The organism is Acinetobacter sp. AG1 (assembly GCF_001005525.1).
GTDB lineage: Bacteria > Pseudomonadota > Gammaproteobacteria > Pseudomonadales > Moraxellaceae > Acinetobacter > Acinetobacter modestus.
The window spans coordinates 17514-33213 of the sequence record NZ_LBMZ01000121.1; the positions used below are offsets into that span (position 1 = coordinate 17514).

Sequence of the window (15700 nt, forward strand, 5' to 3'; positions counted from 1 at the left end):
CTCCTTTAAGCAGCTTGAGCATGAGCTCTGACTGCATCGGCTAAATGATTTGCGATGGCATCCACTTCCTGCTGTTGATCTCCTTCTACCATAACTCGAATCACAGGTTCAGTACCTGATTTACGAATCAAAATACGTCCACGCCCAGTTAATTGTTGTTCAGCTTTTTCAAATTCAGCAACAAGAGCGGGAACAGCATATGGATCAATCATATGCTGTAAACGAACATTGATTAACACCTGTGGAAATAATTCAAAGTCTGCAACTAATTCATGTAATGCTTTCGCTTGCTCGACCATCACCGTCAACACTTGTAGAGCGGCAATAATCGCATCACCAGTTGTGCTCTTATCCAACGTTAAAATATGACCTGAAGGCTCACCACCTGTGACCCAACCATTTTCTTCTAATGCCTGTAATACATAGCGGTCACCGACTTTTGCGCGTACAAAACCGACATCCGCTTTCTGTAATGCTAACTCAAGTGCCATATTACTCATGACTGTTCCAACAATACCTGCTGGTTTATTTTTAGCCTGAGTAGCAAGGATATACAGAATATGATCACCATCTACCAGTTGACCATTTTTATCTACCATCACGACACGATCTGCATCACCATCAAACGCAATACCTAAATCGGCTTGGTGATCAACTACAGCCTTTTGTAGAAATTCAGGATGGGTTGATCCACAATTTTCATTGATATTTAAACCATCTGGTTCATTAAAAAGCGGGATTACTTTTGCACCTAGCTCTCTAAAAACTGAAGGACCAACGCTATATGCTGCGCCATTAGCACAATCCACTACAATTTTTAGATTACTAAGATCAAAATGGTATGGAAACGTTGATTTACAGAATTCGATATATCGGCCATTTGCATCTTTTACACGAACACTTTTACCTAGGTTAGCCGTATCATCAATCACTAAATCTTTTTCTAATTCTTGATTGATCTCATTTTGTAAGGCATCTGGGAGTTTTTTACCTTCACCTGAGAAAAATTTAATCCCATTGTCAAAATAAGGGTTATGTGATGCTGAAATCACAATACCTGCATGTGCATGCAAAGCACGTGTTAAATGCGCTATTGCAGGCGTTGGTAATGGCCCCAACAAATGCACATACACACCTGCTGCGTTTAAACCTGCTTGGAGAGCTGCTTCTAGAATATAACCTGATAAACGCGTATCTTTACCCATAACCACAATTGGTTTGTTTTTGGGACTATTTCTTTTTAATACTTTTCCTGCTGCAAATCCTAATTTTAATGCAAATTCAGGGGTAATCGGCATTTGTCCAAATTTGCCACGAATTCCATCAGTTCCAAAATAGCTCATTCTTTACTCGCTTTCTTATCTTTATATGACGTATCGTCATATCATTTTTCATCTGTTTTACTTTACACCAAAACAAAAAAACCGTCAGTGGACTGACGGTTTTTTTATTGCCAAAATTACTAAAGATCAACCTACACGATAGTTTGGTGCTTCTTTAGTAATCGTCACATCATGAACATGTGATTCAGACATGCCTGCCGAAGTAATTTTCACAAATTTTGCATTTTGACGAAGATCTTCAATCACAGATGAACCTGTATAGCCCATAGAAGAACGTAAACCACCCATCATTTGATGGATGATATTCCCCATTGGACCTTTATATGGAACACGACCTTCGATGCCTTCTGGGACCAACTTTTCAGCACCTGCTTTAGAGTCTTGGAAATAACGGTCAGCAGAACCTGTTGCCCCTGCCATCGCGCCCAATGAACCCATACCACGATACGCTTTATAGTAACGACCTTGGAAAAATTCAACTTCACCTGGCGCTTCTTCAGTACCAGCAAGGAGTGAACCAACCATAATCGTGCTCGCACCTGCGCCAATCGCTTTCGCCATATCGCCAGAGAAACGAATACCGCCATCTGCGATCAATGGAATTTGATCTTTTAGTGCATTGGCAACGCTATCAATTGCCGAAATTTGTGGCATACCAATACCTGCCACAATACGTGTCGTACAGATCGAACCAGGACCAATACCCACTTTAACGGCATCTGCACCTGCATCTAACAATGCTAAAGCTGCATCACCTGTTGCAATGTTTCCACCAATCACTTGAACTTGTGGATAATTTGTTTTTACCCAACGTACACGTTCGATCACACCCGCTGAGTGACCATGTGCCGTATCTACGACAATCACATCTACACCAGCATCGACTAATGCTTCCACGCGGCTTGGTGTTTCTACACCTGTACCAACTGCGGCACCAACACGTAAACGACCAAGGTCATCTTTACAGCTGCTTGGATAGCTTTCCGCTTTACGGAAGTCAGTGACTGTAATTAAACCTTTAAGTTCATTGTGTTCACCAACAACTAGAACTTTTTCAATACGATGCTTTTGTAGCAATGCTTGAATATTTTCTTTCGACTCACCTTCACGAACAGTCACTAAACGGTCTTGACCTGTCATGATGTTGCTTACTGGTTGTTCAAGATTGGTTTCAAAACGAGTATCACGACCTGTGACAATACCCACAACTTTGCCATCTTTTACAACAGGCACACCGCTAATATTATTGGCTTGGGTAATTGCAATAAGTTCACGTACTGTCGTTTCAGGCGTTACTGTGATTGGGTCTTTCACCATTCCAGCTTCGAATTTTTTTACACGGCGTACTTCCGCAGCTTGTGCAGCGATATCCATGTTTTTATGCAAAATACCAATACCACCATTTTGCGCCATTGCAATCGCCATACGAGACTCAGTCACCGTATCCATTGCAGCAGAAACGAGAGGGATATTAAGTTGAATTCCGCGAGTTAAACGTGTCTTTAAGGAGACATCTTTTGGGAGAACAGTTGAGTAGGCAGGAAGTAATAAGACATCATCGAAGGTTAACGCTTCTTGAACGATGGTCAGCATAACAATCTCACTGGTAATTTCCGTGAGCTATTATAAACAAATTTCGATGTGATTTTCATTTTCTATGATGAAAATAATTTGATAAGCGCGTAGAAACGGTTCACTACGACGCCTTATGTCATTTAAGCAACATCGATACAGTTAACAAACTTGATCATAATTCTCATTATTTTCTGAATCTTGTTGTTCAATATTAATCAGTGGAATGAGATTGTGCGCAAGTCGTGCTTTATTACAATGATCATCGGCAATCTGAACCTCTTTACACGTTGAGCTTCGAATGGCGTAGATCGAACAACTGACTTGCTGTCCTACTTCTCCTTGTAATGCGATGCATTTGACTTGAGCTTGGTTGGTACCTTTCATACAAGAATAAACGGCTGTGAGCGGTTCAACCATGTTTGCAGGCATCCGTTCTGCTTCAGCCCAATAAAAAGAAACACGATAATTTGCACAGCATGCACCACAACTCACGCATGCATCTGAGCTTGCAACTTGAGACAACATTTTTCTTAAAATTCTCGTTATCAAATTAATTTTTTGTAACTTGAATCCTAAGAAAAGTTGTTGATGAACACAATAGATTTATAGAAAAAATATTATGAATTCATTTAGGTAGGACAACTAAACACATATTCATTCATTAAGTCTACGCCACATTCTAGTTGCTCAATCCAATCTAAAAATTGATTGATCATCTCTTTACCGACAAATGCAGTCCCGTGTTGCGGCACGATCATATCAATATCCATTTGACGAACCATATTGACCCACAAACGAATGACTTTGTTGGAACACATATAACGTTGATGAAAGCCTTTCATCTTTTTAATATGCGCTTCAAAATCGGTAATAGGCTGACTTGCATCCTCCACTATGGATGCGCCCATATCACCTGAAAATAGAATTTTGGCAGTTGGATCGTAGAACTGGAAATTACCCACCGAATGCAAAAAGTGAGCAGGAATCGCTACGATTGCTGATTCACCTAAAGGAATTACTTGTCCCGTATCGGCAAGCTCAATTAAGCGGTCTTCCCAGTTCCCTTTCATTCGATCACTCATAAATGCTGAGTTTAAATGCGGTAAAAAACGTGCCCATAATTTAGACGCCACTACTTTCGCATCGGTATAAACTAACCAACGCGGCATCGAAGTAATAATATCGGGGTCTTGATGGGATGCCATCACATAATCCAAATTTTTCAATTTAGTATATCGATTCAGCTCCATTGTTAAAGGAACATACGTCAGATCACCACCTGGATCTAGAACCGCTGCACGATCGTGATCAATAATTAAAAATTGATTGGCTTGAATGCCTTCGCCCTTGACCAAACTGGTAAAACTAATGCATTTATGCGTACCATTATCAAATAGTATTTGCGATGTAGTCCGCTCAAAACTCATATCAACCCCATAAAAATTCTTTAAATATGAAATATTTTAATTCCTTAATAAAATAATGGGATTTTATTATTGTTTCAATCAGATATTGTACTTTTATCATAATTTATGCAAAAAGATCCATGCATAAATAATGGATCTTTTTGCAATTTAAATTTAATTAGAAGAAATAATGCTGTACCAAGGTTGAAACACCAACGACTAAGAAAATAGCAGCACCAATTTTATGAATAAGTGAAATTGGTAACTTATCTGCTAACTTATCGCCGATAAATACTGCTGGTGCATTCGCTAACATCATGCCAAGCGTTGTACCACACATGACCCAAAAAATACTGTCAAAACGTGCAGCTAAAGCAACTGTAGCAATTTGGGTTTTATCACCAATTTCAGCCAAGAAAAATAGAATAAAAGTTGCACCAAATACGCCGAATTTTTGCCATTTATTAATACTTTCAGTTTCATCCCCTAATTCATCAGGAATGAGCATCCAAATCGCCATACCGATAAAACCAAGTGCCAAAATCCATAATAGAATTTCAGGACTTAGGACTGTCGTAATCCATTGACCTAATACCGCAGAGATACCATGATTAATCGTGGTAGCCAGTAAAATTGCAATTAAAATCGGAACGGGTTTACGGAAACGTGCAGCGAGTAATAATGCCAGCAATTGCGTTTTATCGCCCATTTCAGCAAGGGCAACAATTGATGTGGAGATGAGGAATTCATACATAGTTGAATGCTCTGGCTAGCAAAATATACCGATGACCTACCCCTCCTGCTAGCCAAAATCAAATAGATTGATGCAGAGTGGTAAATCAAAGGTCTTGCCAACAAAAGCACAGCTAAACAGCTGTTCTTGGTTCTTTGCTATGATGACCATGTTCTGTGGAACAATTATGTTGACCATCACCTCTTTACTTTGCGTAAAGAGCGGCTACTCCCCAATGAAGTGTTATTAGTCTATCAAACTCTTTAATTTTTTTAAATCACTATGCCCAAAATTTTTGGTAACCCCAAATTAGCAAACGGGCAATCCCCAATAACAAAGCTAAATTCACACTCAAACCAAAAAAACCAAAAATCCCCCAACCACTTGCACCGCCAACATTTTGAGCTTGATATTCCATGCTAACCACAATTGTTGCAGCTAACACCTCCAAACCCATGACGATGTACATAACCCAATCTGATGCAAAATGTAGAAAATTGACCCACAAGCCCATTAATACAAAAATAATAAGTAATATCGGTAATACAACTCGATAAATGATTAACATCCTTGATCCTTATTCCAAATAAATATTTCTTTCAACTATATTAATTTTAGACAAAAGCTTGCGTAAATAAAGTCGATTTTTTAATGCTATAAAATAGAAAACCTCGCATATGCGAGGTTTCCATCGTTAAAAAGTACTAGAGCAATAAGCTACGAATGTCTTTTAAAAGCTTGGTCAACTTATTGGTAAAACGTGCAGCATCAGCGCCATTAATCACACGGTGGTCATAAGACAATGACAACGGCAACATTAAGCGCGGATCAAAGTCTTTACCATTCCACACAGGTTGCATGGTTGCAGGAGATATACCTAAGATTGCGACCTGAGGCCAGTTCACCAATGGTGTAAAGGCTGTTCCACCAATGCTACCTAGGCTGGTGATGGTAAAGTTGGCACCTTGTAGATCTTTCGGTGACAATTTACGATCACGGGCTTTTTGGCTGAGTTCAGCCAATTCTGCTGCAATTTGCTTAATTGATTTTTGATCAGGATTGCGCAATACAGGCACTGTTAAACCATCTGGGGTTGCAACCGCAATACCCATATGAATTTCGTTACGCAGTAACACTGACTTCTGATCATCAGCCAAATGCCCAGCAAAGTAGGGTTCTTCTTTCAGCAAGTACGCAACCGCCTTAGCAATAAAGGCCAATATGGTTAAGCTCAAACCTTGCTTTTTAAAGCCATCTTTCAGTTCGCCACGCCACGCTTCGAGTTCAGTAATATCAGCCAAGTCAAACTGTGTCACTTGAGGAATGAAATTGTTCAATGACAATTGCGGTACAGACACTTGCTGTAAACGCGTCATCGCTTTCACTTCACCACCACCAAATGCATTAAAGTCTGGCAACTTTGGTAAGCCTGAAGCCACGGCTGCAGCTTGTGGTGCAGCGGAAGGTTGTGGTGCGGTCAGACGTGTTTTCACATAAGCAAAAACATCGTCTTTCATCACACGACCATGTTCACCAGAGGCTTTGACCTGTCCAAGAACCACACCTAACTCGCGTGCTAATTTACGCACGGCTGGACCCGCATAGACTTTGGCATTATCAGCTTCTTGCGCTTTGGTCAGTTTCTCAGTTTGCACTGGCGCACTCGGTGCTACCGTCGCTACCGTCTGTGGTTTTGCTGGTGCTGCTTGAGTAGCAGGCGTAGCGGCTGATTGAGCTTTTGGCGCTGCTGTTGGTGCAGCGGTCGAGCCACTCACTTCAATCGTTGCTAATGCCATGCCTTGACGAACTTCTTGATTGGCAGAGACATGGATTGCTTTCACAATCCCTGCAACCGAGCTTGGCACTTCAACCGAAGCCTTGTCCGACTCAACCACGCATAAGCTTTGTTGGGCTTCGACGCGATCACCAACATTGACCAGAATTTCTGAAACAAGTGCTTTTTCTACACCCAGATCAGGCACTTCAATTTCAACATTACCTGTTGAGGTATTCGTTGCAGTTGGTGCTTCTGTTGTTGCGACTGGCGCTTCTGTTTGAGCAGGTGCTGCTTGCGATTCTGGTGCAGCAGCCGAACTCACAGTCTTGACCTGAATCAAGACCACACCTTCTTTAATGCTATCGCCTTCTTTGATTTGAATGGCTTCCACAATTCCCGCAACTGAGCTTGGGACTTCTACAGTCGCTTTGTCCGACTCAACCACAACAATACTTTGTTCAGGTTCAATCTGATCACCGACCTTGACCAACACTTCGGCAACCAGCGCTTTTTCCACACCGATATCGGGAACTTTTACATCCACAATCTGGCTTGCTGTCGCTGCTGGAGCAGCAACTGGTTGTGCTTTTGTTTCAGCTTCGACAGGTTTTGCTTCTGCTTTTGGCGCTTCTGACTTCGGTGCTTCGTTCGCAGGTGCTTCAGCAGCAGACTCAGACTCTAACTCAATCAATGCGACGCCTTCAGTCACTTCATCGCCCTGTTGAACCAAAATACTTTTCACAATACCTGCCGCAGTGCTTGGTACTTCTACCGTTGCCTTATCTGACTCTAAAACTAGAAGGCTATCGTCAACTACAACATGGTCGCCGACTTTGACCAAGATTTCTGCAACAAGTGCTTTATCTACGCCAATATCAGGTGCTTGGATTTGCATAATTATTTCCCCTCACCTGTTTGTGTTTCATTGTATTCAGCAACTGCCTGAACTTCTGGATGCGCTTGTGGCGCCCATGCCACTGGACGGTCAGTATCTAATTCAAAATTAGAAATTGCATCTTTCACTAAACGTGCATCTACTTCGCCTTCGTCCGCTAGTTTTTTCAAAGTCGCAACAACGATATGCGCAGCATCAACACCAAAGAAACTACGTAAGTTCGCACGTGTATCTGAACGGCCATAACCATCTGTACCTAATGCAACAAATGGACGACCATCTGGTAAATATGCACGGATTTGTTCACTGTAAGCACGCATATGGTCTGTCGCAGAAACAACAATACCTTCCGTACCACGTAACTGTTTAGATACCCAAGATTCTTTCACTTCTTCAGCAAGCGCAAGCGGATGTAAGCGGTTGTACTCTTCACATGCCATACCATCACGTGATAACTCATTGAAGCTGGTTACACTCCAAACGTTTGAATGAATTTGGTATTCATCACGCAGGATTTTCGCAGCTTTAATCACTTCACGAAGAATGACACCTGAACCCAGTAATTGAACTGTTGCTTTTTCATCTTTTTCGAACAAGTACATCCCACGTTTAATGCCTTCCTCAGCGCCTTCTGGCATTGCAGGATGCTCGTAGTTTTCGTTCATTACGGTTAAGTAATAGAACACTCGCTCTTGATTCACATACATGCGTTGTAAACCGTCGTGTACGATCACAGCCAATTCATAACCAAAACATGGATCATAAGATACACAGTTTGGAATGGTGTTCGCCAAAATATGTGAATGACCATCTTGGTGCTGTAAACCTTCACCGTTCAATGTGGTACGGCCAGCGGTCGCACCAAGTAAGAAACCTTGTGCCTGTGCATCACCAGCAGCCCATGCAATGTCACCAATGCGTTGGAAACCAAACATTGAGTAGTACATGTACATTGGAATCATCGGCAAGTTATTGGTTGAATAACTGGTTGCCAAAGCAGCCCAAGCGCTCATCGCACCCGCTTCATTAATCCCTTCTTGCAACATGTGACCGTCACTTGCTTCACGATAATGCATTAACTGTTCTTGGTCTTCTGGGGTATATTTTTGACCGTGAGCAGCATAAATACCAAGCTGGCGGAACATCCCTTCTAAACCAAAAGTACGTGCTTCGTCTGGAACAATTGGAACGACACGGTCTTTAATTGCTTTTTCTTTCAGCAAAGCAGCAATCAAACGCACCATCAGCATCGTAGTCGATTGCTCTTTACCACCAGAACCATTTAATACAGCATCAAATACAGATAATTCAGGAATCGCTAAACTTTCACTCTCACGACGACGTGCAGGTAGGTAGCCACCTAATGCTTCACGACGCGCCTTCATGTACTTCATTTCTGGAGAGTTTTCACTTGGACGATAGAATGGAAGCTCTTCTAACTTGTCATCTGTAAATGGCAAGTTAAAACGGTCACGTACATATTTCAAAGAGTCGATCTGCATTTTCTTGATTTGGTGAGTTTTGTTCACCGCTTCAATTTCCTCAGACAGACCGTAACCTTTAACCGTTTTCGCAAGAATAACGGTTGGTTGGCCTTTGGCTTTCATTGCTTCTGCATAGGCAGCAAAAACTTTGTACGGATCATGTCCACCACGATTAAGATTATCGATGTCTTCATCGCTTAAATCTTTGACAAGTTCCGCAGCTTCTGGGTACTTGCCAAAGAATTTCTCACGGGTATATGCACCGCCTTTCACTTGATAGCGTTGATACTCACCATCCACTGTTTCTTCCATAACCGCTTTTAAAGCGCCTGAAGCATCTTGAGCAAGTAGTGGATCCCAATGACGGCCCCACACTACTTTAATCACACGCCATCCCGCACCACGGAATAAAGATTCTAATTCTTGAATAATTTTACCGTTACCACGTACAGGACCATCGAGACGCTGTAAGTTACAGTTCACCACCCAAATCAGGTTATCCAGCTTTTCACGACCAGCAAGTGAAATTGCACCCGTACTTTCTGGCTCATCCATCTCACCATCGCCCAGATATGCCCAGACTTTACGATTTTCTTCTTTAATCAAACCACGATTCATCAAGTACTTTTGAATGTGTGCTTGGTAAATCGACATAATTGGACCCAAACCCATGGATACAGTTGGGAACTGCCAATAGTCCGGCATTAAATACGGATGTGGATAACTCGGAAGACCATTACCACCCACTTCACGGCGGAAATTATTCAATTGATCTTCAGTTAAACGCCCTTCCAAAAATGAACGTGCGTAAATACCCGGCGCACAGTGTCCTTGGTAATAAATCATGTCGCCGCCAAAGTTATTACTATTTGCGCGGAAGAAATGGTTAAAACCAACATCATATAAGGTTGCAGACGATGCGAAACTCGCAAGGTGACCACCAAGATCATCGCCCGTTTTATTCGCACGTAATACCATCGCCAAGGCATTCCAACGAATCAAAGCACGAATACGACGCTCCATATCTTGGTCGCCTGGCATCGCTGGTTGTTCTTCAACAGAAATCGTATTGAGATAAGGTGTATTTAAGCGTTGGATCGGAACATGTTTTGCAATGGCCTGTTGATAAAGTTTTTCTAATAAGAATGCGGCGCGTTCCGTGCCCATATGTTGTAATACTGAATCAAATGCTTCTTGCCATTCCTGGGTTTCCTGCGCGTCTGAGTCGCCATAAAACGCCATACAATTCACCTTTTCCCTTAAGTTATTTTGACCTTATATATTTATCATGTTTTGGTGCTATGGAGGTATCGCCCCAAATGAATACAAAATCCCTTAATATTTTCTTGCTAAATAATCATTGACTCAAATGAAACAAAAAACATAAAAAAACGCCAATTAAGGCGCTTTCTTTTTAAATTTAATATACAACTGTTAACAAATTACATTAAGGCAACATGGCAAGGTAAGTTGTTGGATTTTTACGTTGACCATCTTTGACAACTTCAAAATGCAAATGTGGTCCTGTACAACGTCCAGTACAGCCTACATTGGCAATATGTTCGCCTGCACTAACGCGATCACCCGCATTCACCATTAAGCGTGAAGCATGTGCGTAACGAGTGATATAACCGTTGCCATGATCGATTTCAACATATTGACCATAACCTGATCCCCAACCTGATTTGGTTACAACACCAGAACCTGTTGAATAAATAGGTGTACCTGATGGTGCCGCTAAATCAACACCCGAATGATGACGTGTCGTTCCTAATAAGGTACGGTTACCCCATGTTGAACTTACCCGCCCTTCTTGAAGTGGGTGATTAACTAACCACGAATAACCTGTATTTGCTGAAAAAGATGGTGCATTATCTTCGGCAGTCGGTGAAATCGCTGAACGACCATATTTTCTTTCGATCGTAGCATTATTCAATTCAATGGTTTTTTCGCGCAATTTAACTGATACATTCGATACGGCAGGCAAATCAATATCATCAGGATGGCTATAAGAACCTTGTGCTAAGGTTTTAGATAATTGCTCTAGGCGGTCACCATCTGTTGCTTGACCAATATTTTGATAATCTGCAAAAGCAACCGAAGCGGCTGAAGCAGCGAGTGAGAATGCAAGTAAAATACGACGCGTATGCATAAAAAACCTCTTGAAACCGTCCTTAAATAGTTCCTTTATCATCTCTTCCTTGATAACAGTTAAAATGAACGCTTAAGATGAGCCGATAACCTCGAAGGAAGTTAACATGTCTGAACCTAGCAACGTTTTTCAACAGAAAGGACAACACATAAAAACTGGAAACTTAACGTTTCTGACTACGCAAGTGACTCAATGGAAACAACTTACGAAAATTATTCAACCTATACTGCCCCAACCAGAGCAATGGCAGGTTGTTTGTTATCAACATGGAGTTCTGATCATAACTGGTGAAAATCAAGCGATGATTAGTCAACTCAGCTATTTACAAAGCAACTATGTTGCGCAGTTAGCTCAATTAGAAGGACTCAAAGACTTACGAAAAATCCAAGTTCGTCTAAGAAACAAAATGAATGTTCCTCGTGAACCTTCTCCCCCATCTAAAACACTTTCTTCAGAAACCCAAGAGCAGTTACGCAGCGCCGCTGAATATGTGAGCGACCCTAAGCTTAGCCAAGCTTTACTACGTTTGGCAAGCAATAAAAAGTAAACTACTTATCTTAGGTATTGAAATATACACTTATTTTATGTGAACTAAATCTCAACTTTTATTGTTATAATATAACATAGCCAATAAAAGACAATGACTTATGTCACACTCACATAAGAAATTGGACAATCATTATCGTTATTAAATGTTACAATTTCATAACTGCTCGGATCATTTTGAACATTGCGTAACAGCTGATTATTGAGTGCATGACCTGATTTATAGCCATCAAACTTGGCAATTACCTGATGACCTAATAAATATAAATCACCAACAGCATCTAAAATCTTATGACGCACGAACTCATCAGCAAAGCGCAACCCCTCTTCATTGACTACACCTGTATCATCAACACCAATCGCGTTCTCTAAGCTCGCCCCTAAAGCCAGATTATTCGCCTTTAAATAATCAAGATCTTTCATAAAGCCAAAAGTTCGCGCTTCACTGACTTCGTATACAAAAGTTTCCGTTGAAAAATCAATCGATACGGATTGGTACTCTTTAGCAAATGCGGGATGATCAAAATCAATCGTAAAATTGAGTTGAAAACCTGAATGCGGGGTGAAAATAGCACGCTTATCTTCAATGAGTGCTTCAACAGGTTTCAGAATTCTAATAAATTTCTTTGGTGCATCTTGCTCTGCTAACTCACCTTGCATGAGTAAATAGATAAATGGACCTGCACTGCCATCCATAATAGGTACTTCGGAAGCAGAGACCTCGATGATTAAATTATCAATGCCTAATCCCGCTATAGCACTCATCACATGCTCAATCGTACCGACTTTTATATCTTCTCGCACAAGATTGGAACACATAAATGCTTCTTGAATGAGTAAAGCATTCGCAGGAATTTCTACGGGAGGATTGAGGTCAATACGGCGAAAGATAATACCTCCATCAATATGGTGAGGAACAAAATTAATCAGCACCTTTTGACCACTATGCAGACCAATACCGCTCGCTTTCACCACACGCTTGAGAGTACGTTGTTTCACCATACCATGACAACTTCATTTGCAAAAACCGATATAACTTAGCATATTTTGCCATTTTAAAAAAATAAAAAAGGGAGCAATTACTTGCCCCCTCTCTCTAAACATATGATTTTATTATTTACGCTGCTGATTTTTCAGATAGTCTTGAATACTCATTGGCGATGAACGTGGTGTAGAACTTGGCGCTGCTGTGACAGGCGCCTCTACATTTGCACGTTTACTGATCGCTGGAACATCATCTTCATCAACTGGCTGCTGAGCAGCTGCCTGAACAGGTGCATGATGTGCAGTCACTGTACGTTTCTTATGTTCAACTTCAGATGCATTACGGGTCAAACCAGTCGCAATCACAGTGACACGTAGTTCATCACGTGCATCAGGATCAAATACCGTACCATAGAAGATTTCACCTTCATCCAAATCAACGATTTGGTTGACCACGTCGGTAATAATTTCAGTTTCACGCAAGGTGATATCATCACCACCTGTGATATTGATCAGTACACCTTTCGCATTGATAATATTCACATTATCTAATAATGGACTACGAATCGCTTGTTCAGCAGCTTGGCGTGCACGGTCTTCGCCACGTCCTAAACCAGCACCCATCATTGCATAACCACGAGTACTCATGGCTGTTTTCAAGTCTGCAAAGTCGAGGTTAATATGACCACGATTTACAACCAAGTCAAAGATACTACGAACGGCATTTAATAATACGTCATCTGCCTTTTTATAGGCATCTTTCATTGAAATATCACCATAAACGCTGAGTAAGCGTTGGTTTGGAATGATAATTAGTGAGTCAACATGGGCCTCTAATGCATCTATCCCTTTTTCAGCAGACTTTTGGCGACGACGACCTTCGAAATTAAACGGGGTCGTTACAACACCTACGGTCAAGATGCCCATTTCTTTAGCAACTTCAGCCACAACTGGCGCAGCACCTGTTCCAGTACCACCACCCATACCCGCGGTTACGAATACCATATCCGTACCTTCAAGGTGTTGTCGAATCACTTCGCGGCTTTCTTCAGCTGCGATTTGTCCAACTTCAGGGTTTGCACCTGCACCTAATCCACGTGTACTTTGCTCACCCAATTGGATTTTAAAAGGGGCATTCATGCTATCAAGTGCCTGTTTGTCAGTATTGGCACAAACAAATTTTACACCTTGGATATCTGACTGCACCATATGTTGGACAGCATTACCACCACCACCACCGACACCAAATACTGTGAAACGGGCTTGACCGTTGCCATCGTCTAGTTCATCTTCTATAAATTCAAATGAGGCCATGACCTTTAGATTTCCTAATATATTAAGTGGCAGTTACTTCAGCCCGTTACTGCCCTGATTTTTAAAACAACCGATGTTTAGGATGCTGTTCAATAATAGCTAGCTTGTCAAGTACAACGGCTCACTATTACAACTTCCTAACAAATTTTCCCCAAAATACGTACAACTTAAAATATAGCTTTTAATTTGCTATTTAATGCATTCCAACCATTGGTCACTCGATCCATAAAACTTCGATCATTCGATTCTTCTGGTTCTTCTACTGCATCCTGCAAATCACTTTGGCTAAACATCAATAATCCTGACGCTGTCGCATACATCGAACGACGTAATGCAGCAAGATGTTGGTCTTCAGCATAGACCTGTAAAGGTGGATTACCTAAATGTGCAGATACTCCAAGCATACGACGTGCCAAATTCACCATACCTTCAATTTGACAAGCATCACCTGTGAGTACAACGCCATGATATAAACCATGTATTGCCCCACTATGCTCCAACTCTTCACGAATTAATGTAAAGATTTCTTCATAGCGCGCAATAATAATTTCTGCAAGCTCAATACGACTAATGGTCTGTTGTCCATCAATCGCTTGCACTTGGATCATATGGTCAGGTTTCACTACACTGAGATCAACACAACCATGTAAAATTTTAATACGTTCAGCTTCTTCAGTGGTCGTTTGTAAAACCGCTGCAATATCGCGGGTCACATTTTCACCACCACGTTGCAAGGTACGTACTAATGCTAAACGACCATCTAAATACACTGCGATATTGGTAATCCCTGCACCAATATCAACTAAGCATACGCCATATTCTTTTTCATCTTTGAGCAAACTAGCTTCAGCCGTGGCTAAACTAGATACCACCATTTTCTCTACCCCGATATTCGCACCTTTCATGGCACGATCAAGGTTTTGCATGGTACTAATCGGCATCATCATCAATTGATAATGCCCTGTCATGCTATGAGCCGACATATTGACTGGGTTCTGCACCCATTCAGCCGAATCGCCCAACTCGAAGCCTAATGGAACAGCACTCGCAAGATAATAATCTGGCGATACATGGCTCGCTTTGGCTAACTCTAATGCTCTAACCACTTCATTTGTCGTAATAATATGATCATGATTAGCCACTGGGGTACGGCCTGATGCATAAAAACTTTGCAATTCAGTACTTGGAATTGACACCCATGCGCTATGGATACGACACTCAGCCATATCTTCGGCTTCAGAGACTGCATTTTTAATCGCAGCAATCACCTTATCCAAGCTCACAATTTTGCCTTTAACCATGCCTCGGTTGCGAGCAGTTGCCATGCCAATCACTTGGATCTTATCCGGTGCATGGACCTTACCAATCAAAACTGAGACTTTATGCGTCCCAATATCAATCGCAACAACTGAGGAAACAGCTTCACTCATTACTTCATTACCATATCTTTTGTTGTTTAGTACGGGCAAACTGCCTGTTATTTTCAAGCCA

General features: G+C 41.5%; 13 protein-coding genes and 1 riboswitch. Of the genes, 1 reads left to right on the plus strand and 12 read right to left on the minus strand.

Annotated features, from left to right (window positions below):
• Positions 1-5 precede the first annotated feature (5 nt).
• The 9 genes from glmM to AAV96_RS14480 form a co-directional block, all read right to left on the minus strand.
• Complete coding sequence (glmM, locus tag AAV96_RS14440) at positions 6-1343, minus strand: phosphoglucosamine mutase (protein WP_005219279.1); 1338 nt, start codon at positions 1341-1343, stop codon at positions 6-8.
• Positions 1344-1469: 126 nt separating this feature from the next.
• A complete protein-coding gene (gene guaB, locus AAV96_RS14445; RefSeq protein WP_004659900.1) occupies positions 1470-2936 on the minus strand; it encodes an IMP dehydrogenase in 1467 nt (488 codons plus the stop codon).
• A 141-nt stretch (positions 2937-3077) separates the two neighbouring features.
• Entirely contained in the window at positions 3078-3443 is a 366-nt protein-coding gene (locus AAV96_RS14450; protein ID WP_004659898.1) for a YkgJ family cysteine cluster protein, read from the minus strand.
• Positions 3444-3547: 104 nt separating this feature from the next.
• Positions 3548-4345, minus strand: a complete 798-nt coding sequence (locus AAV96_RS14455) for an MBL fold metallo-hydrolase (protein ID WP_004659897.1) — start codon at positions 4343-4345, stop codon at positions 3548-3550.
• A 157-nt stretch (positions 4346-4502) separates the two neighbouring features.
• Positions 4503-5078 carry a TMEM165/GDT1 family protein gene (locus AAV96_RS14460; RefSeq protein ID WP_004659895.1) on the minus strand — a complete coding sequence of 192 codons (576 nt, stop codon included), beginning with the start codon at positions 5076-5078 and terminating at the stop codon, positions 4503-4505.
• Between the two features lie 84 nt (positions 5079-5162).
• Positions 5163-5303: riboswitch (yybP-ykoY riboswitch) on the minus strand.
• Positions 5304-5337: 34 nt separating this feature from the next.
• On the minus strand, positions 5338-5625 hold the full coding sequence (locus AAV96_RS14465) for a hypothetical protein (RefSeq protein ID WP_046739814.1): 288 nt from the start codon (positions 5623-5625) through the stop codon (positions 5338-5340).
• Between the two features lie 136 nt (positions 5626-5761).
• On the minus strand, positions 5762-7729 hold the full coding sequence (locus AAV96_RS14470) for a 2-oxo acid dehydrogenase subunit E2 (RefSeq protein WP_046739815.1): 1968 nt from the start codon (positions 7727-7729) through the stop codon (positions 5762-5764).
• A gap of 2 nt (positions 7730-7731) precedes the next feature.
• Positions 7732-10455: a pyruvate dehydrogenase (acetyl-transferring), homodimeric type gene (gene aceE, locus AAV96_RS14475; RefSeq protein WP_046739816.1), complete on the minus strand. Its 2724-nt coding sequence runs from the start codon at positions 10453-10455 to the stop codon at positions 7732-7734.
• 205 nt (positions 10456-10660) lie between these two features.
• Positions 10661-11365 carry a M23 family metallopeptidase gene (locus tag AAV96_RS14480; protein ID WP_046739817.1) on the minus strand — a complete coding sequence of 235 codons (705 nt, stop codon included), beginning with the start codon at positions 11363-11365 and terminating at the stop codon, positions 10661-10663.
• A gap of 106 nt (positions 11366-11471) precedes the next feature.
• On the opposite strand from AAV96_RS14480, the gene AAV96_RS14485 reads away from it, so the two are divergent.
• Positions 11472-11912 carry a hypothetical protein gene (locus AAV96_RS14485; protein WP_004659883.1) on the plus strand — a complete coding sequence of 147 codons (441 nt, stop codon included), beginning with the start codon at positions 11472-11474 and terminating at the stop codon, positions 11910-11912.
• A 98-nt stretch (positions 11913-12010) separates the two neighbouring features.
• Here the strand turns inward: AAV96_RS14485 and lpxC are convergent, their stop codons facing one another.
• The 3 genes from lpxC to ftsA form a co-directional block, all read right to left on the minus strand.
• Positions 12011-12913: a UDP-3-O-acyl-N-acetylglucosamine deacetylase gene (gene lpxC / locus AAV96_RS14490; protein ID WP_046739818.1), complete on the minus strand. Its 903-nt coding sequence runs from the start codon at positions 12911-12913 to the stop codon at positions 12011-12013.
• A gap of 111 nt (positions 12914-13024) precedes the next feature.
• Positions 13025-14209: a cell division protein FtsZ gene (ftsZ, locus tag AAV96_RS14495; RefSeq protein ID WP_005219266.1), complete on the minus strand. Its 1185-nt coding sequence runs from the start codon at positions 14207-14209 to the stop codon at positions 13025-13027.
• Positions 14210-14376: 167 nt separating this feature from the next.
• The gene (gene ftsA, locus AAV96_RS14500; protein ID WP_004659879.1) at positions 14377-15639 is read right to left on the minus strand and encodes a cell division protein FtsA; all 1263 of its coding nucleotides are present in this window, start codon (positions 15637-15639) and stop codon (positions 14377-14379) included.
• Positions 15640-15700: the final 61 nt, after the last annotated feature.